Below are 20,469 nucleotides of genomic sequence, written 5' to 3'. Positions count from 1 at the left end.
ATTAACTATACCTAATTTTTTATATAAGTTAACTTGATTTATTGGAAATATCCTGATACAATAAATCGTAAACATAACTTTTTAAAAAGGAGAGAGATATGAGAAAAAAACATTTCTTAGGAGCAATGGCATTAAGTGCCATATTATGTATATGTTCGAGTAATCATATATTGCACGCAGAAGAGCCATTTGGTACATCAATGATATCAAGTGATGCCGTCAATCATTTATCTAGAGTGATTGTTTCTTTCGATGAAGAAAATAGAAAGAAAATTATCGAACAGATTCATGCCATATCTGGTGCTGAGATAAAGTATCAATATAAAAAAATATTTAGTGGTTTATCATTAGATATTCCAAAAGATAAAATCACATTATTATCAGAAATAGCTGATATTCACAAAATCGAAGATTGTGCGCCGGTTATTCCAAATATGATAACAGCAGGACAACTTACACAAGCATTACAAGCCAATGCACGCTATCGTGTGGATGGTAGGGGAATGGTTATTGCAACGATTGATTCGGGTATCGACACAAAACATAAAGATATGCGATTAGATGAGGGGGTTGTCCCTAAAATTTTAGATATAAAAAAATCTGATAATAATGAATATTCTGCAAAAATTCCTTATGGATATAATTATGTGGACGGAAATGATAATTTATTAGATGATGTTGATGAACCACATGGCATGCATATTGCCGGAATATTGGCGGCAAATGCAACAGATGAAGATGTGAAAGCTAAAAGAGGGATTGACGGGATTGCACCAAATGCTCAATTACTTGTTTATAAAGTATTTACAGGAAAACATAGAGCTGTTCGTGAAGATGCTGCGTATGCGGCTATGGAAGATGCCATAGACAAAGGTGCAGATGTGATTAGTTTAAGTATTGGTTTGAGAGGAACTGGAAAAAAAGGAGATACGTTTTATACAGCAATTGAAAATGCTAAAAAACATGGCGTCATTGTTGTAGCAGCATTAGGAAATTCTGGTGCTTCAGCAGCAACAACGACTTATGACGAGAAAACAAATAATGATTTAAATGCAGTAGATACAGCATCCACTGTATCAGTTGCTGCTAATATAGATGTGATAGGTGTTGGATCTAGCAAAAATACACATTTAACATATAGTGCAATGACGATTGGTGATAAACCATATCCATATATACAAATTGGTAAAACAAAAGTTGTTGATAATACCTATGATTTTGTTGATGTTGGATTTGCGACAGAGGAAGAATTAAGAGGAAAGGAACTAGAGAATAAAGTAGTTATTGTAAGAAGAGGAAAATATTCCATTCGTGAAAAAATGAGTTTATTATCTAGCAAAAAACCAGCAGGTATTATTTTAATTAGTTATAATGTTGGGCATAATCGAGATAATTATATGGATAAAGTGCCAGTAGAATTAGCACCATTTGAATTAGCAAGCGGCTGTTGGGCGATTGGGGTATCTGGTTCAGACGGTGCTGATTTACAAGAACGTATTAAAACATCACCTAATATGGCATTAAAACTATCAACGGATGTCTTTCATAAAAAATATCGTGATGTTTCAATTCCTTCAGGATTCTCAAGTTGGGGACCAACAGTTGATTTAGAATTAAAACCAGATGTACTTGCACCGGGAGAAGATATTTATTCCACAGCAAATAAAAATAGCTATATGCTAATGTCGGGGACATCAATGGCAGCACCTCATGTTGCGGGTGCGACAACATTGTTACTACAGTACTTAAAAGAAAAAACATTACCAGAAAACTGGTCTAAAATGGATTTGGTAAAAGTATTGTTCATGAATACAGCACGTGTCTTAATGGACGATAATGCTATTGGTGAACGATTAGAGTTTTCACCTAGACAACAAGGTGCAGGCATTATTCAAATTCAAAATGCTTTAGAAACAAATGTCATTGTATCATCAAATGGTAAAGGGGCAGCAGCACTAAAAGAAATAGGAAAAACGACAACTTTTACGGTTAAACTAGAAAATATAGGGAAAACACCTCAAACATTCCATGTTCAAAAAGGAAATGTCTTAACAAGTGGAACTGTATCAGTTGATAAAATGCAAGAAGAAACACCAGTTAAAATCAATGAAGTACATGCTAAAAAAGTAGACGGAGCATCTATTCAAACAAGTGTACAGAGCATTACTTTACAACCAGGAGAAACAAAAGAAATTACAGCGACATTAAATACAGGAAATGCAAAAGATCAATTTGTTGAAGGGTATTTATATTTCATCTCTGAAACTGAAGAACAACCATCATTAAGTATTCCTTATATGGGATTTGTTGGTGATTGGGGGAAAGAGCCTTTAATTGATGCTCCTGCTTGGGAAGCCAATTCAAAAGTAAAATTAACCACTGTTATGGGAAATACTAATTTGAATTCAGAAGAATATGAAGAAATTGGCAAATCTGATTTTGAAGAAGGTATCAATCCTAAAAATATTGCTTTCACAACAAATTCAGATGCAGATACAGTGAAACAAATCGCACCACGTGTTGCTGTTTTGCGTGATATTTTAGATTATGAAGTAGCTATCGTGACAAGTAAAGATGATCAAGCAGAGCCTTTAAGACAAATAAAAGTTGGGAAATATTTACAAAGACTTATTTATGCAGATTATTTATTTGAAGATTGGTATAAAAAAGAAATGCAGTCACCGTTGCTTCAATTTAAATGGGACGGAAAAATTTATAATACTAAAACAGGTGAATTTGAACGTGCTCCAGAGGGACAATATTATTATCGCCTAAGAGCTAGAAATAAAGAAAACGGAAATTGGCAAACGACATATTTACCAGTAAAAATTGACAATACAAAACCAACGATGGACGTTGATATTGTTGATAAAGAAGATGATAAAAAAGATATTGTGATTCGTCTAAAAGACAATGTGGCTATTGGAAAAATAAAAGCAAGTATTGATTATGCAGATGTAGATGTTACAAAAATAAGTGAAGCGGAATATATGATTAAAGATATATCCATGAATTTAGAAACAGTGAATTTATTGCAAATACATGCCACAGATACAGCAGGAAATGCGGCAGATTATGAAAAAGAATTGCACGTTAAAGACGTTCACTTAGATAATATTAAAGATTTATCATTGAAAAAAGGAAATACAACATTAACGGGTCGCATCTCTGAACATGTGAAAGACATTAGTATGACTTTAAATGAACAAGCAGTAGAATTAACAAAAAATGACAAACAATTTTCTGCTGAATTAAAAGAACAGTTAAAAGACGGAGAAAATACATTGAAAGTCACGATTACTATGACTGACGGTAAACAACGTACATCAACATTATCAATTTTGCGTGACTTTGAAAAACCAACTTTAGACATCCGACCAGAATGGGAAGATGAAGATGAACAACTAATTAAAACAGCTGAAGATGGTACCATTACACTTTCAGGAAAAGTGAGTGATAATTTAACAGCTGCTAAAGATATTAAAGTGTATTACTATACAGGCGATAACTTTAGTAAACCTGAAAATAAAAAAGAAGCAAAAGTTGATGAAAAAGGGAATTTTACAATTACAGCAAACAAACGTGATTTCCCAGAAGATATTTATGTGGAAGCTGTCGATAAAGCCGGAAGAAAAGCGCAGCAATTTTTCTACACTTCTTTAACAGATGCAGATGATGATGAAAAATTATTCTATGTGTCCATGCACGACTATTTGATTTTAAATGTTGAATCTATTGTCCATGCAAAACTATACAGCTTATCAGACGGTACATATACATATGAAATTCCTATCAAAACAAATGAAGGTTTTTCCGCAAGTATCAATGGTGGTGAACGTGTTTATGCAAAAGGATCAGATATTTTGGCAAAAGCTATTGTAAAAGACGGATATAATACTATTAATATCAAAGGGTATGATGCAGAAGGTAATCTCATTTTTGACAGAGGTTATTCAATGTTCATTGATAAAACTGCACCAAATGTCATGTTTAAAGACTTGCATTTTGTCGAAGAAAAAGATTCAGAAAAAGATATTGAAGGTGTGTTATACGTCAAAGAACCTATTTTAAAATTACAAGGAACAATACAAGACAATGGTACAGGGTGGAGTTTATATGTAAACGGACATTCAGTTGCATCAACGTCTATTGAAGGAGAATTAGGAAATAATAAAAGTACTTTCTCTTATCAAGTACCTGTTCAAGACGGAGATATTGTAAACATTAAAGCTGTCGATGTAAACAATAATTCAAACGATGAACATGGCTTGAATTATTTAGTGAAACTAGATGACCAAGCACCTGTGATTGAATCAACTGTCCAATCAGGTGATGTCTTTGAGCATTCAGTCACACCAATGATTAACACAACAGATAATATAAAAGTGACACGTACCACTATAACATTGGACGGTAAACCATATACACTAAATACAGAAATTTCTGATAAAGGTAGACACGTATTAGATATTGAAGTAGAGGATATTGCTGGAAATATTACTAAGAAAAAAATAACTTTTAGAATTGGTAAAGATGATGAAAAACCAGCAGAACCAACACCGATACCTGATGTCACAACAAGTACATTGACTACCTTACCAACACCGACACACAGTGCCACAGATACGACAACAACGGTATCACAAATTTTTGAAGCACATACAGATAATCGTTTGTTTAGTGTTATGTTTAAAGAGCATGTTGATGCTGATATGCTCCATGTTGAAAAAGTAGATCATTCTGTTATAGCAGAAAAATTAAAACCAAAACATGCAACAGTTTACGATATTTATTTAACAAAAAATGGACAAAAAGTTGACATTAAAGAAAACCGCATTGTGTCTATTGATTTACATAAACATGAAAAAAATGCTGTACTATACCATGTACTATCGAATGGGCAATTAGAAAAAATACAGACGAAAGTTGAAAATGGTAAACTTATTTTTGAAACAAATCATTTTAGTCATTTTGTTTTAGGTGTAGATGTTGAGGTATCAAATACATTACCAAATACGGGAACACAAGAAATACATCTCTTTATTTATTTCGGAATTTTATTTTGCGGAATGGCAATATTTGTATACAAGAGAAGAGAACGTAAATAAATGATGTTTAAACAAGCACTCTAGATATTAAGGGTGCTTGTTTTTTGAATTAGAATTTAAAAATATTTATAAAATAGTAGACGTATCTTTTTTTTTTTGATATGATGATGTATATTCAATGAAAAAGAGAGTACATATTGCAAGATTTAATCTAGCGAGTCGGGAGGGTGAAAGCCGACGTAAACGCAATGTGGAAGCGCACTTTGGAGAAGACGTAAATGTCCGTTTATCAAACGTTACATGATAAAAGAGTGGGAATATATATTCCAACTAGAGTGGTACCACGGATTTAATTCGTCTCTATTAAACAGTAATGTTTAATAGAGATTTTTTGTTTATGTACTCAGTTTAACAGTAAAGGAGAAAAATATGTTAGATTATAAATTAATTATTGCACAAGTATTACAAACAGCATTAAATGAACAATTATCTCAAGATGATATTTATCAATTATTAGAAACCCCTAAATATGCACATTTAGGAGATATTGCTTTTCCGTGTTTTACTTTGGCAAAAGTATTAAGAAAAGCACCTCAACAAATTGCACAAGATATTGCAGGAAATGTAAAAAATGATTACATTGAAAAATGTGAAGCCGTGGGGCCTTATGTTAATATCTTCTTATCGAAAAGTTTAGTGTCTAAAGAAATTTTAAGTGATATTCAAGAAAAGAAAGAACACTTTGGCGATTTGAATTTAGGACACAAAGAAAATGTTATAGTAGATATGTCTTCACCAAATATTGCAAAACCAATGTCTATGGGACATTTACGTTCTACGGTAATTGGAGCATCTTTATCCAATATTTATAAAAAAATTGGTTATAATGTTATTAATATCAATCACTTAGGTGACTGGGGAACACAATTTGGAAAATTGATTGTAGCCTATAAATTATGGGGGAACGAAGAAACAGTTAAAAAAGATCCTGTAAATGAATTAGTAAAATTATATGTAGAGTTTCACACTCAAGCAGAGGAGCATCCTGAATTAGAAGATGAAGCACGTGCGGTCTTTAAAAAACTTGAAGATGGCGATGCAGAAATGATTGCATTATGGCAATGGTTCAAAGATGAGTCCATTAAAGAATTTGAAAAAGTATATGATATGTTAGGTGTTCATTTTGATCATTATATGGGTGAGGCTTTTTATAATGATAAAATGGATGAACATATTGCATTTTTAGAAAATAATGGTATTTCTGAAACAGATAATGGTGCAACAATCGTTCGTTTAGATGATGAAGAGCTGCCGCCAGCTTTAATCAAAAAATCAGACGGTGCAACATTGTACTTAACACGTGATATTGCCACAGCATACTACCGTAAACGTACATTTGATTTTGTAAAAAATATTTATGTTGTAGGAAATGAACAATCAAATCACTTCAAACAATTAAAAGCTGTTTTGAAAAAAATGGGTAATGAGTGGTCTGATGATATGATTCACGTTGCATTTGGATTGATTACGATAAATGGACGTAAAATGTCAACGCGTAAAGGTGAAATTATCTTATTAGAAGATGTATTAAAAGATGCTTCAGCATTAGCTTTAGAACAAATTAAATTAAAAAATCCAAACTTAGAAAATAAAGAAAAAGTTGCTACTCAAGTAGGTGTGGGTGCAGTTGTATTCCATGACTTGAAAGCTGACCGTATGAATAGTTTTAATTTTAATCTTGATGAAATTGTTCAATTTGAAGGTGAAACAGGTCCTTATGTACAATATTCTCGTGTACGTGCATTAAGTATTTTGAGAAAATCGAAAATGGAAACTGTGGATAAAACAGATATTTCACTAACAGACGATTATGCATGGGATGTCATTAAAATATTAAGAGAATTTCCAAATGTTATCGAGCGTGCTGCAAAAGTATTCGAACCATCTGTCATTTCAAAATATGTCATTCATTTAGCGCAAAGCTTTAATAAATACTATGCAAATAGTACTGTATTAGCTAATGATGCACAAAAATATTCAAGATTAGTTTTAGTACAAGCTGTTGCAGATGTTTTAAAAGAAGGTTTAAGACTATTAGGTATTGAATCTCCTGATGAAATGTAATTTTTACTTGCTATATCACACGCAAATCGTTATGATAAGCGTGTGATATTTTGTTTGATGATATAACGGAAAAGGAGATAAAAAATGACAACAATTCAAATTGCAAATGGAAAACAAGCGCCATTGATGCATTTATCTATGTTAAATCGTCATGGACTAATTGCAGGAGCGACAGGTACAGGGAAAACGGTTACATTAAAAGTGTTGGCAGAACAACTTAGTTTATCAGGTGTTCCAGTCTTTTTAGCAGATATAAAAGGTGATTTATCTAGCTTAGCACAAGCAGGAGAAGTCACAGAAAAATTACAGAAACGATTAGAATTATTAGGCATTACAGATTATGAACCATCTGCATTTCCAGTACGATTATGGGATGTATTTGGCGAACAAGGACATCCAGTACGTGCTACGATTTCTGAAATGGGACCATTGATGCTTGCTCGTTTGTTAAGTTTAAATGATACACAAACAGGTATTTTAAATATCGTTTTTAAAATTGCTGATGATAATGGTTTATTATTAGTTGATTTAAAAGATTTACAAGCGATGTTGAAAGATGTTGCAGATCATGCGTCGGACTACACATCACAATATGGAAATATTACAAAACAATCCGTTGGAGCTATCCAAAGAAGTTTACTTGTTTTAGAACAGCAGGGTGGTAATTTATTTTTTGGTGAACCTGCTCTATCCTTATCTGATTTTATGCAAACAGATGAGCAAGGTAGAGGTATTATCAATATATTATCAGCTAATAAATTATTCCAATCACCAACTCTATATGCCACATTTTTATTATGGTTATTATCTGAATTATATGAAACATTGCCAGAAGTTGGTGACTTAGAAAAACCTAAATTTGTCTTTTTCTTTGATGAAGCGCATTTATTATTTGAAGATGCACCAAAAGTATTTGTTGATAAAATTGAACAAGTAGTTAGACTTATTCGTTCAAAAGGTGTGGGTATTTATTTTATTACACAAAATCCTATTGATTTGCCAGAAACAGTACTAGCACAATTAGGAAATAGAGTACAGCATGCATTGCGTGCCTATACACCAAAAGAATTAAAAGCTGTTAAAGTTGCAGCAGATACATTTAGACAAAATCCTGAACTAAATGTGTCAGAAGTCATTACACAACTCGAAGTTGGGGAAGCACTTGTGTCATTTTTAAATGAAAATGCACAACCAAGTATTGTCGAAAGAGCGTATATTTGTCCACCGAAAAGTAGTTTTCAAACACTTGATCCAATGAAACAGCAAGCCATTATCAATCAATCACCAATGGAGTATAGATATAGAGATGCTGTTGATAGAGAATCTGCCTATGAAGTACTTGCTGCTAAATATGAACAAGAACAAGCTGAACAAGAACGACTAGAACAAGAAAAACAAGCAGAAAAAGAAAGAATAGCTGCTGAAAAAGAGCGAATTGCTTATGAAAAAGAACAGGCAAAACTGGCGAAAAGTCAACCTAAATCTGTTTTTGATAAAGCAACAGATTCTTTCATCAATACAGCAGTTAGAACAGTTGGTCGTGAATTGGCAAGAGGTATTTTTGGTAGCTTGCTTGGTGGTAGTGGTAAAGGAAAACGTCGATAAATTTATGCTGTCATAAAAGATAAAAAGAGAGAGCGAGGACGTTCTCTCTTTTTTGTAATGATATTGGTAGAAAGAATATTCCAACCTTAAGAAATATTATTATATGTTTAAAGACATTATCTAAAGAAAACTTTTCATATTTTATTGTAATAAAATATGGTAAACACAATTAAAAAGATATCGAGATTTTCTCTACCAACAAACGCAAATCATTTTTTAAGTAAATAAATAAGCAAAAAAAAAAAAAATATTGTATAATGTACTGTAATTGGGGTGAAAAAAATGAAAAAAATTGGAAAAATACTAGCTGCTTTACAAGTTGTTGCAGTTGCATTACCTATTATGGCATGGCTTGCACAATTTATCGCAGATGGTTTAGAGGAGACGGAAAGTGATGAATAAGCAACCAATAGGTTTCATTGATTCAGGTGTTGGTGGATTAACCGTTGTAAAAGAATCTTTAAATCAACTACCTAATGAAACCATTTATTATTTAGGTGATTCTGCTAGATGTCCATACGGTCCTCGTACTCCAGAGGAAGTACGCCAATTCACTTGGGAAATGGTTCATTTTTTACTAGAAAAAAATATTAAATTGCTTGTCATTGCCTGTAATACAGCGACAGCAGCCGTATTGCCAGAGATAAAACAGAAGCTCTCCATTCCGGTTATTGGCGTGATTGACCCAGGCAGCCGTGCAGCTATTTCTAAAAGTAAAAATAAACGAATTGGGGTTATTGGAACAACAGGTACTATTCAATCCGGTGTGTATGAACGCACATTAAAAAATAAAAAACAATCTATTCATGTGTTTAATTTACCCTGTCCAAAATTTGTTGGATTAGTTGAAGAGAACAAAATGAACACAACAGATGCACAAGAAACGGTTTTGGAGACATTAAGCACTTTAAAGGAGCATCATTTGGACACACTTATTTTAGGTTGTACCCATTACCCGCTTTTAAAAGAGCATATACAAAATGCTATGGGTGAGCACGTCACACTCATTGATTCTGGTGTTGAAACAATTACGGATGTGAGTATGTTGTTGGATTATTTTGATATTGCTTCTACACATGAAGGTGAAAAGCATCATCGTTTCTTTACAACCGGAAATAAAGAACAATTTGAAAAAGTAGCAAAACAATGGCTAAATATGCCCGAATTAGATGTAGAGGTTATCTCTTTAGAAAAGTATCAGAAGGTGACACAAATGGAAAAAGTTTTACTGATTGCCACTAAAAATAAAGGAAAGGCTAGAGAGTTTGAACAAATTTTTGGTGAAAAAGGTTATTCTGTCAAAACGCTTTTAGACTATCCAGATATTGAGGATATTGAAGAAACGGGGACAACCTTTGAAGAAAATGCACGTTTAAAAGCAGAAAGTATTGCACAACGTCTAAATGTTATGGTCATTGCAGATGATTCTGGACTAATGGTGGATGCTTTGCATGGTGAACCAGGGGTTTATTCAGCAAGATATGCCGGAGAGCCAAAAAGTGATACAGCCAATAATGCAAAATTATTGTCAGAATTAGCAGGTGTTCCTAAAGAACAAAGAACAGCAACATTTCACTGCACCTTGGTTCTTGCAAGACCGAATGAACAATCTATTGTCGCATCAGGAAATGTGCGAGGAGAAATTTTAACAGTGCCAAAAGGCGAAAATGGGTTTGGATACGATCCATTATTTTATATAGAAGAATATGGCAAAACAACAGCTGAGATGACACCAGAAGAAAAAAATAAAATTAGTCATCGTAAAAAAGCCATTCAACACTTATTATCAATATTACCTCAGGAGGTTTTATCATGAAAATTTTAGTGATTAGTGATAGTCATGGTATCGAAGAAGAAATGTTAGAATTATTACGTTATTATAGAGATAAAGTAGATTATATCATTCATTGTGGCGATTCAGAGTTAAATGAAAATCATGAAGTATGGTCTTTATGTGATAGTGTTGTGAAAGGAAATAATGATTTTTATGCACCATTCGATAACTATCAAATTGTCAAAGCAGGAGATGAAAATATTTTTGTGGCACATGGTCACATGCATGTTGTTAGCTTTACACGTGCTCAATTAGCCAATGCTGCTTATGAAAATAAATGTCGCATTGCCTTATATGGTCATACTCATATCTTGAAAGTAGAAGATGAAGAAGGGGTTGCATGTATTAACCCAGGTAGTTTTAATCATTCAAGAGGTCCAATTAAAGAAAGAACGTATGCGATTGTATCTGTGGACGGAAACATTGTTGATGTTGAGTTTTACAAACATGATCGTACACGCTTAGAAGGTTTAGAAGATAGAGTAGTCTTGTAAACGATAGAAAGGATACTATGAAACAATATTTAGATTTTTTACAAAAAATAGTAGATGAAGGTGTCGAAAAATCTGATAGAACAGGAACAGGCACAAAAAGTATTTTTGGTTATCAAATGCGTTTTAATTTACAAGAAGGCTTTCCAATAGTCACGACTAAATCTGTTCCATTTGGTTTAATTAAAAGTGAATTGTTATGGTTTTTACATGGCGATAATAATTTGAAGTATTTATTAGAAAATAATAATCATATTTGGGATGAGTGGGGCTTTAAACGTTATGTGGAAAGTCCAGATTACACAGGACCTGATATGACCGATTTTGGTAGACGTTGTTTAGTAGACGAGGCATTTAATGCTCTCTATCAACAAGAAATGCAAAAGTACTGTCAACAAATTTTAGAAGACGATATATTTGCACAAAAACATGGTAGTTTAGGAAATATTTATGGTGTTCAATGGCGACATTGGAAAACAACAGACGGTAATGAAATTGATCAAATTCAGCAAGTAATCGATACTTTGAAAACAAATCCAGATTCAAGACGTATCATCGTATCTGCTTGGAATCCAGAAGAAGTACCTAGTATGGCTTTACCACCATGTCATACGATGTTCCAATTTTATGTTGTTAACAATCAATTAAGTTGTCAGTTATACCAACGTAGTGGAGATGCTTTTTTAGGTATTCCATTTAATATTGCCAGCTATGCCTTATTGACACATTTAATTGCGAATGAAGTAGGATTAGAAGTTGGTGAATTTGTGCATACAATTGGAGATGCACATATTTATTTAAACCATTTAGAACAAGTAAAAGAGCAATTAACTCGCACACCATATTCTTTACCTAAATTATTATTGCATAAACCAGATCTTTCTTTATTTGATATTCAAAAAGAAGATATTACATTGATAAATTATCAAAAACATGCAAAAATAACAGCACCAATTGCTGTTTAATGACTTATTTTACAAAATACAAAGAAGGAGTGTACATAACATGAATATTGCAGTTGTTACAGATAGTGTTGCCTATTTGACGAAAGATGAAATAGAAGCGTTAAATATCTATGTTTTACCTCTATCCATTGCATTTAAAGACAAAACGTATATGGAAGGAGAAGAGATTACACCAAGTGAATTTTATGATTTAGTACGTGGTGCAAAAGAATTACCAAAATCTTCTCAACCATCTGTTGGACAAACAATGGCACTATTTGAAAAATTGTCCAAAGATTATGATGCAGTCATTTCCATTCATTTATCTTCAGAAATTAGCGGTACGTATCAAACAGTAGCAAGTTTAAATGGAGAATTTGATAACTTCACTGTTTATGCGGTAGACTCAAGACGTGCTTGTGGTGCTCAAGCGCAATTAGTTAAAGAAGCGGTTCGTTTAGCACGAGAAAATGTTTCTCCAGAAAATATTATTGAAAAATTAAATATGATGATTGCAGCACAAAACGCATTTTTCTTAGTGGACGATTTAATGCATTTACAAAAAGGCGGACGCTTGTCAACAGGTTCAGCTGTTATTGGTTCGATGTTAAACATTAAGCCTATTTTAACGATTGACGGTAAAATCGTTCCAACAGAAAAAATAAGAACATTTAAAAAAGGTATTTCTCGTATTACAGAATTATTTCAAGATCACGTCAATCAATACGATGTACCTTTTACAGCAACCATTCATCATGCTAATCGTTTAGATGTTGCCCAAGAATGGAAAGAAGAACTAGAAAAACAATTCCCGAAAGTGACGTTCAATATTGTAGAATTTGGTGCAGTTATTGGTACACATCTAGGTGAAAAATCAATGGGTATGATTTTTGGACCAACAACAAGCGAAAAATTATAAAAATTTAGTAAAAAGACTTTATATCAACATTTGCAATAAGTTGATATAAAGTCTTTTTTAGTTCTATCTCAAAAGGTGTCTGTGGATTATTTCTATCAATATCTTTTATTATTGAGTTAATGACATTTACAATATTTTATTTAATTTTTTCATTTCTTTTTTAGTTTTATACTAAATATTTACAAATTTCATCATAGAATAAACAAAATTGATTTAAAAAGTCTTTTATGAAGGAATATACCGTTTTTTGTCTGTATATAATATAAAAATTATTGATAATAAATCATTTTGTCAGCTATAAAAAGAAATATGGCTTTTTTTATAGACAGAGAATAAAAACTTTGTAGAATGGAGCATGAAGACAGAAAGGAGGGAAATTATGGAGGAAAATCAATTAGAAGAATTATTTTATGAATTGAATGATGAAGTTTTAAAAAGATTAAATGTTTATTTTAGAGGATGGCATCATGCTCCTGAACATGAAACTGATGGAGATTAGCATGAGAATTAGTAAATATATAGATCAATTAAATCAGAAAAATATACCTATTTATTTAAAAGAAAGAATAAGTCTTGCTAAACTTATTGTGTTACATAATGATATATCATTCATGCCACGTCGATCTGTACCTTATTATTTAAATGATTTAGGTGTTAGAGAATTTAAAAGTATTCAAAAAATGATGTTAACAGTATGTCACGATAATTGTATTAAGATACCTACTACTCATGAACTTGTAGAAGAATTAGCATGCATTCCAATACAAAAATATGCGTATTGGATTGATATGGTTATTTTTTTAACAGGTGATTATCAAGCTGTTGAGATAAGTGTGTTAAATAGATTTGATGAGATAGTAGCATACGCTGATTACACATTATGTATTTTTTCTGGAACAGTGTTAGTCGCAAGAAATAATAAAAAAGGTCTTCAATTATTTGAGCTAGCATCTAATATAAATGTATCAAAATCAACGCTAAACCGTTTGACAGCATTACATCGAATGGCTGTTTCAGAATTAAAAAGATTTAGAAATTTTAAAAAAGTTGAAAGTATTTTAAATGAAATTGTACTTGAAAATCACTCAAATATTCAAGATGATTTGATGATGACCGTACTTGTTAATAATTTATATGCTTTTTTCTTACTCGAATCACATCGAGAGATGTGGGGAAGTTTATATATTGAATTAATCATGAAAAATGCACAATTATTATCAAAAGCACTTCTTTATTCCAAAGATATATCTGATAATAAAAAACATCAAGTAGCTCGATATTTAAGTCAAATAAATATAAATCTTGCACAAATTTTTCTAAAAAAAGAGCAGTTAAAAAGAGCCATTTATCTTTTAGAGTTAAATGTTGATATGGTATCTAAATATGCTACCGTTTATATCTCAGAAGCATTAGGTACATTAGGCTATTTTTATTTTTTAAATAAAGATTTTAAAAGAGCCATTCCCATTTTAGAACAAGCTTTAGTTTATCATGTAAACGAGGGAGAATTTTATTCAATTGTATTTGACTATCAATTATTGATTGTATTATATTATAAAACAGATAATATGATGAAAGTAAGAGAGTTAGAGAAAGAACTAGTAAAGTTAGAACAAAGTGATAGTAAGAGGGGAATATATGACTAAAATTAATATTCAACATTTAAGGAAAGAATTTATAACTAAAAAGGAGACATTTGTAGCTGTAGAAGATATTTCTTTTACATTAGAATCTGGAAAAGTGGTTGCACTTTTAGGACCTAATGGAGCAGGAAAAACAACACTGGTACAAATGATAGCTGGATATTTAGAACAAACAAGTGGTTCTATTTTGATTGATGGTACAACATTAACGAAAAAAACACGAAAATACTTTCCTATGGGAGTTGTATTAGGTGGAGAATTAGGATTTTATGGTCATGCATCGGCAAGAGAAAATTTAATATTTTTTGCACATCTGAAGAAAGTTGCTAGAAAACAAGTACAAGATGAAATCAATAGAGTATTAACATTAGTAGAATTAAAAGATGTTGAACATAAAAAAGTAAGGGAATTTTCAAGAGGAATGAAGCAACGATTGCATATTGCAAGAGCGCTTTTAAACAAACCTAAAATTATTCTTTTAGATGAACCAACAACGGGATTGGACGTGGAAATTGCCCGTACAATAAGAGAAATGATTAAACATCTTGCTAAAACAGAGAAAATTGCTATTCTATTAACAAGTCATACAATGTCTGAAATTGAATTTTTATCAGATCGTATTTTATTGATTGGTGCAGGTAAAATTTATCATGAAGGAACAGTGGAGAGCATCATTCGCTTATCTAATCTCACTAAGATTGATAGACCGGCAACATTAGAAGAATCTTATTTAGCTATTGCTGAACAGTTAAAAAGGAGATAGAGTATGCGTTTTTTATCATTAGTTATGTTTCATTTAAAACTGTATAGCAAAAATAGTTATTTTTTAATGACGGTTTTATCCAGCACAACAACATTGATTTTATTTCAATATTTAGCAGCATATTCTCAACATGAAACAGTTAACCAAGTTGCTTGGCTAAGAGCAGGAATTTTTGGATTATGGGCATCTGGAACAACAGCAGCAGGAGTTGTAGGTATGCAAAAATGGCAAGGAACATTCGTGTATTTAATCAATAATCCACTAGATGACTATATTTCCTTAGTTGCACTGGTTATGCCAGCAGCTTTATTTGGATTATTAAGTTTTCCTATTGCTTTTTTATTATCTATTTTTTTAGGATTTTTGCCAGTTATTACTTTAATTGATATATTATTCATAATCTTACTTTGGTTTGGTGCAACTGTTTTAGATTTATGCATTGCTTCTGTATTTGTTTTAACAAAGAATGCCATTATTTATGAAGAATTGATTTCTTTACCGATACTATTACTATCAGGTTTATTCACTGTTCCTACATTATTTATGCCCTTAAAACAAATTATGCAGTGGATTATACCAATTTCAATGCCTATTGGTTGGTTATTAAAAGAAGAAGTATTAACAGGGATCAATTTATTAAAATGCCTTGTCAGTATTGTCATTATGCTTGGTATTAGCTTTTATACAACTCATTATTTAATCAAAAAAGCAAAACAATTCGGTCAATTTGGGGGAAGCTTATGAAAATTGTACTTACATCACTTTCTTATTTTAATCATTTACGAACATTTTTGCTTCACTTCATTATTATACCAATGTTCCAAGCCTTTTTAATGGTACTGATTATGCAAGACTATAATTATCAATTATCATCTAAAATCATGACGGTTTCCATTGTGTTATCAAGTGGGACGATGGCTGTATATATGGTATCCAAACTCTTTATTGGAAATATGAATAGAGGGATTGATAAATATGTCATTGTACATCACCCGTTTTCTTTTTATTATTGGGGAAATCAATTTCTGATTTGTTTTTTTGGAGCATATTTATTAGCAGTGATAAATGGTGTATTATTTGCTAGTTTAAATATTGTTTCTCTATACTATATTTTAATATTGGCACCTTTTTGTATTGTTTCGGGTATTGTGCTTGGTTTATTTGCAAGCTGTTTATCTTGGACATATCACAATCCATATTTTTGGACAAATATAGTTGCGAGTATGATTGTGCTTTTAGGAGGATCTGTTGGTGCTGTATCGACTTATCCACCTTTATGGCAATTATGTAGTAATGTACTTCCTTTTAGTACTATTACAAATATGATTTATACCAATCAGTTAGATGTAATAAGTATTGTTATCAATCTATCTATTTGGATAATATTAACACTCTGTCTTTATATATATCAATGTAATAGAAGAATAGCTAGACAACGTTATTCTATTTTTTAATAAATGCTATCGGTAAAACAGGTAGTGAATGACTAATACCATTCACTACCTGTTTTTTCTACTATTGATAATGATAAAATACATAAAAGTATCGACTTTTTTTATTGTAGAACAAAGATTTTGTCATAAATGGCATATATTATCAATAGGTGATAAATATGAAAGAAAATGCTTATGGACGTGAGATAGTTATAAAAAAGAAAGATTTATCTCAATTCAAGTCTTTTATTTGTATACCAGCTGTGTCTAATCGAAAATGCTGTCGCTGTGATATGCCTATTAAGTATCAAACACCTTGTTCAACATGTCTGCAATTTTGTGGTTATTGTGTTTCTTGTATAAATTTAGGTCTATTAAAAGAGTGCGACTATCTTGTTTCTTATCCAGAACCAAAAAATAAACATAGACATGTTGTCTTTGATTTTAAGGGTACCTTGTCCAATGAACAAGAAAAACTATCTAAACGTATTGAGCAAGCAGCACTATCCAATGAACAATTACTCGTCTATGCTGTAACAGGTGCGGGAAAAACAGAAATGATTTATAACAGTATTCATCGTATTCTTGAGGAGGGTGGGAGAGTTTGTTTATCTGCACCCAGAGTAGATGTATGTATTGAATTATCTCTTCGTTTAAAAAAAGTTTTTCCTGATGAAAATATTGCTGTTTTATACGGAGAAAATACCGAATCTTATCGTTATACCAAATTGGTGATTTGTACCACACATCAATTATTGCGATTTAAACATGCGTTTGATTTATTGTTTATTGATGAAGTAGATTCATTTCCTTTTAGCAATAATCCTATATTAACCAATCGTATTGAGAAAGTATTAAAAGAAAAAAGTAGTTTAATTTTGTTAACAGCAACACCTAGTAAAGAACAACTTAAAAAAATAAAAAAAGGAACCTTATCTTGCGTGACATTACCCGCAAGGTATCATAAGCACCCACTTGTTGTGCCAAAAAGTATGTATATTGGATTTTGGAAGAAAAAACCTAAAGTATTGTTTTCTATTTTGCATCAATTTATAAATAAAAATCAACCATTTCTCGTCTTTTTGCCCAATATTGACGATATGCATGTTTTAGAAAAACAGTTAAAAAAAGCATATCCCAATTTAGCTATTGCATCCGTACATGCACAAGACAGTCATCGCTATGAAAAAATCCAATCCATGCGTGACAATCAATACGACTGTTTGTTGACCACAACCATTTTAGAACGAGGTGTGACCTTTAAACATATTCATGTCATTGTTGTAGATGCACACCAACCAATATTCACAACAGCTAGTCTTGTGCAAATTGCCGGTAGAGTTGGACGAACAGTTGATGCACCAAGTGGTCTTGTATATTTTTTACATAATGGTGCATCACGATATTTAAAAAAAGCGATAAAAGAGATAAAACATATGAATAAACTCGCAAAGAAGAGAGGATTGATTTTATAATGTTGTGTCTTATATGTCAAAAAAGAATATACGAGAAAATAGATATCTTTTCTTTTTCACAAAATAAAAAACAATGGCTATGTACGGAATGTACCAATAAAGATAAGATAGATGACTTTCATGAACACTACATTGTACAAAACGATTATAGATATCGTTTTGCATTTGCCAGTGTGTACGAAAAAATATTTATTATTTATCGTAAACATCTTGTTTTAACCTTTTATGATAATCAAAGTGTGGTAGACTATACAGCTGGTATTGTTAAAGAAAAGTTACCACAGTGTTTTTCTTTACAAAAGCATGCTGTTAGTATTGTGCCTTATTTTAAATATTGTCTAAGAAAATACAAAAAAATACTCGTTATTGATTATCATGGATTAAGCGAAGAAATGTATCAATATATACAACATCATAATCATACTATAATAGAGCGTTTAACACTATGGAGGAAATTAGATGGCTACTTTTAAAATAACTGAAAAACAAAATCGAGTATATCTAACACTAATATTAGAACCTCTTGAAGAATATGTTTTCTTTTCAACAGCTGCCCCAGTTTTATCTATGAACCAACTGTCACAAAAAGAATATACTGGAGAATATGTAAACTGTATTTCATTAAAAACATATTTATCTCAAGGTGTTTCTACATATATGTTTTTTGATGTTCTTTTTCAAGTAGTGACTATATTAAAACAATTAGAACATGACTATATAGATACTCATTTTATTTTATGGAATATCAATCAATTTGTGTATCATCAAGATAAAGAATGTATTGCCTTTATTGGTATCAGATTGATTGGAAAAGAGAATACATACAATTTTAAAAAATTAATTTTAGATTGTTTAAAAAATAGTCAATTTTTTAAAGAGGAACCATTAAACAATTTTATTAATATGATTCAAGACATCATACAAGCAGAAGATTGTCAGCAACGAGTACTTGACTATAAAAAGGAAATGGAAGATAGAAGATGATATTTATAGGATTAGTCATTTTTTGTATATATGTATTTCTTTTATATAAAAGAAATAAAAAGAGCATATTTCATCAAAAAGTGTGTATAAAATGTTATACTATTTATACGACAAGGTATAGAACATGCCCCATTTGTAAAAAGAGAAAGTATTGGAGGATTTATAATGGAATTTGTAAAAAAAGGAAATAGTTTTGTTTATGAAGTTGACGGACAGTTATTAGGAGAAATAACATATGCTTTTGTGAAAGATAATGTGATTGATGTTAATCATACATATGTATCAGAAACATTAAGAGGACAAGGCATTGCTAAAAAATTGGTAGATACAGTTGTTGCATACGCTAAGGAAGAACAGTTAAAAATTATTCCAACATGCCCGTATGTTGTGGCACTTTTTGAAAAAGATGATGTCTATCAAGAAATAATGTTTAAACAATAGATATATCTTACTTTACAAATAATGAAATTGTTATAAAATATTCATTATAATTTATATAAAAGAGGTGATACGAATGAAAATGGAACACATAAATGAAAATACAATAAAAGTGATGATTGCTAAGTCTGATTTAGAAGAACGAGGTATTACATTTTTTGACTTATTAGGAAGTCAAAAGAAAGTTGAAACATTCTTTTATAGCATTTTGGATGAAGTTGGTATGCGTCATGAATTTGAAGGTATTGATTCTGTGACATTTCAAGTAGTGCCTAAAAGAGACGGTTTTGACTTATATATTACAAAAGGAATGGTCGATAATTTTAAAGAGCACTTAAAAGCATCTATTCAAGATATTGATTTTGATAGTAATAACCCGCTTGATAAAATGATTCAATATTTAGAACAAGAATCAAATGAAGAGAAAAAAGAAAAAGCAATATCTCAAAAACAACTATTTGAAAAAGAAGAATTAAAAAAAGAATCTACTAAATCACTTGTTTTTGTATTTGAAAAAATTGCTGATTTTGTTTCTTTTGCCAAATATATAAAAGTGGAACATTTAGAAAATCATTTATATGATTATAATGGAGAATATTATTGGGCTATAACATGTTCAACAGCAAATGAGCGTCAACATGTGTTGCACATAGCATTAGAATATGGAGAAATGGCAAAAGTATCACAAGTATTTTTAAATGAACACGCAAATCTTATTATTGAATCAAACGCTTTAGATGTGACAAAAAAATATTTTATCAATTAATA

The 20,469-nt window shown here is 31.2% G+C and carries 16 protein-coding genes and 1 other annotated feature; all 16 genes read left to right on the top strand.

Going from position 1 to position 20,469, the window contains the following annotated elements; translation table 11 throughout:
* The first annotated feature begins 98 nt into the window (after nucleotides 1–98).
* The 16 genes from GMA11_RS00180 (at nucleotide 99) to GMA11_RS00105 (ending at nucleotide 20,467) form a co-directional block, all read left to right on the top strand.
* Nucleotides 99–5,108, top strand: a complete 5,010-nt coding sequence (locus GMA11_RS00180; RefSeq protein ID WP_163545186.1) for a S8 family serine peptidase — start codon at nucleotides 99–101, stop codon at nucleotides 5,106–5,108.
* Nucleotides 5,109–5,217: 109 nt separating this feature from the next.
* Nucleotides 5,218–5,413, top strand: a binding site (T-box leader).
* A gap of 64 nt (nucleotides 5,414–5,477) precedes the next feature.
* The gene (argS, locus tag GMA11_RS00175; protein WP_163545185.1) at nucleotides 5,478–7,172 is read left to right on the top strand and encodes an arginine--tRNA ligase; all 1,695 of its coding nucleotides are present in this window, start codon (nucleotides 5,478–5,480) and stop codon (nucleotides 7,170–7,172) included.
* 84 nt (nucleotides 7,173–7,256) lie between these two features.
* Complete coding sequence (locus tag GMA11_RS00170; protein ID WP_163545184.1) at nucleotides 7,257–8,777, top strand: helicase HerA-like domain-containing protein; 1,521 nt, start codon at nucleotides 7,257–7,259, stop codon at nucleotides 8,775–8,777.
* A 394-nt stretch (nucleotides 8,778–9,171) separates the two neighbouring features.
* The gene (gene racE, locus GMA11_RS00165; protein WP_163545183.1) at nucleotides 9,172–10,593 is read left to right on the top strand and encodes a glutamate racemase; all 1,422 of its coding nucleotides are present in this window, start codon (nucleotides 9,172–9,174) and stop codon (nucleotides 10,591–10,593) included.
* On the top strand, nucleotides 10,590–11,105 hold the full coding sequence (locus GMA11_RS00160) for a YfcE family phosphodiesterase (protein ID WP_163545182.1): 516 nt from the start codon (nucleotides 10,590–10,592) through the stop codon (nucleotides 11,103–11,105). Before racE ends, GMA11_RS00160 begins: the two co-directional genes overlap by 4 nt.
* A 17-nt stretch (nucleotides 11,106–11,122) precedes the next feature.
* Complete coding sequence (locus tag GMA11_RS00155; RefSeq protein ID WP_163545181.1) at nucleotides 11,123–12,067, top strand: thymidylate synthase; 945 nt, start codon at nucleotides 11,123–11,125, stop codon at nucleotides 12,065–12,067.
* Nucleotides 12,068–12,107: 40 nt separating this feature from the next.
* On the top strand, nucleotides 12,108–12,965 hold the full coding sequence (locus GMA11_RS00150; RefSeq protein WP_163545180.1) for a DegV family protein: 858 nt from the start codon (nucleotides 12,108–12,110) through the stop codon (nucleotides 12,963–12,965).
* Between the two features lie 500 nt (nucleotides 12,966–13,465).
* Nucleotides 13,466–14,611: a hypothetical protein gene (locus GMA11_RS00145; RefSeq protein ID WP_163545179.1), complete on the top strand. Its 1,146-nt coding sequence runs from the start codon at nucleotides 13,466–13,468 to the stop codon at nucleotides 14,609–14,611.
* Nucleotides 14,604–15,371: an ABC transporter ATP-binding protein gene (locus GMA11_RS00140; RefSeq protein WP_163545178.1), complete on the top strand. Its 768-nt coding sequence runs from the start codon at nucleotides 14,604–14,606 to the stop codon at nucleotides 15,369–15,371. The genes GMA11_RS00145 and GMA11_RS00140 overlap by 8 nt, the downstream gene beginning before the upstream one ends.
* A 3-nt stretch (nucleotides 15,372–15,374) precedes the next feature.
* Complete coding sequence (locus tag GMA11_RS00135; protein ID WP_163545177.1) at nucleotides 15,375–16,115, top strand: multidrug ABC transporter permease; 741 nt, start codon at nucleotides 15,375–15,377, stop codon at nucleotides 16,113–16,115.
* On the top strand, nucleotides 16,112–16,825 hold the full coding sequence (locus GMA11_RS00130) for a hypothetical protein (protein WP_163545176.1): 714 nt from the start codon (nucleotides 16,112–16,114) through the stop codon (nucleotides 16,823–16,825). Before GMA11_RS00135 ends, GMA11_RS00130 begins: the two co-directional genes overlap by 4 nt.
* Before the next feature lie 158 nt (nucleotides 16,826–16,983).
* Nucleotides 16,984–18,279 (top strand): DEAD/DEAH box helicase, encoded by a 1,296-nt coding sequence (locus GMA11_RS00125; protein WP_163545175.1) that lies wholly within the window; start codon nucleotides 16,984–16,986, stop codon nucleotides 18,277–18,279.
* Between the two features lie 173 nt (nucleotides 18,280–18,452).
* Nucleotides 18,453–18,752, top strand: a complete 300-nt coding sequence (locus tag GMA11_RS00120) for a hypothetical protein (RefSeq protein ID WP_163545174.1) — start codon at nucleotides 18,453–18,455, stop codon at nucleotides 18,750–18,752.
* Nucleotides 18,739–19,263, top strand: coding sequence for a hypothetical protein (locus tag GMA11_RS00115; RefSeq protein WP_163545173.1), 525 nt, complete (start codon nucleotides 18,739–18,741; stop codon nucleotides 19,261–19,263). The genes GMA11_RS00120 and GMA11_RS00115 overlap by 14 nt, the downstream gene beginning before the upstream one ends.
* 96 nt (nucleotides 19,264–19,359) lie before the next feature.
* Complete coding sequence (locus tag GMA11_RS00110; RefSeq protein WP_370516555.1) at nucleotides 19,360–19,704, top strand: GNAT family N-acetyltransferase; 345 nt, start codon at nucleotides 19,360–19,362, stop codon at nucleotides 19,702–19,704.
* Between the two features lie 73 nt (nucleotides 19,705–19,777).
* The gene (locus GMA11_RS00105; protein ID WP_163545171.1) at nucleotides 19,778–20,467 is read left to right on the top strand and encodes an adaptor protein MecA; all 690 of its coding nucleotides are present in this window, start codon (nucleotides 19,778–19,780) and stop codon (nucleotides 20,465–20,467) included.
* Nucleotides 20,468–20,469: the final 2 nt, after the last annotated feature.

The organism is Granulicatella sp. zg-ZJ (assembly GCF_010892355.1).
In the GTDB taxonomy this organism is placed as follows: domain Bacteria; phylum Bacillota; class Bacilli; order Lactobacillales; family Aerococcaceae; genus WM01.
Note: the sequence above shows the minus strand (reverse complement) of the source record. Positions and strands in the feature narration are given on the sequence as shown.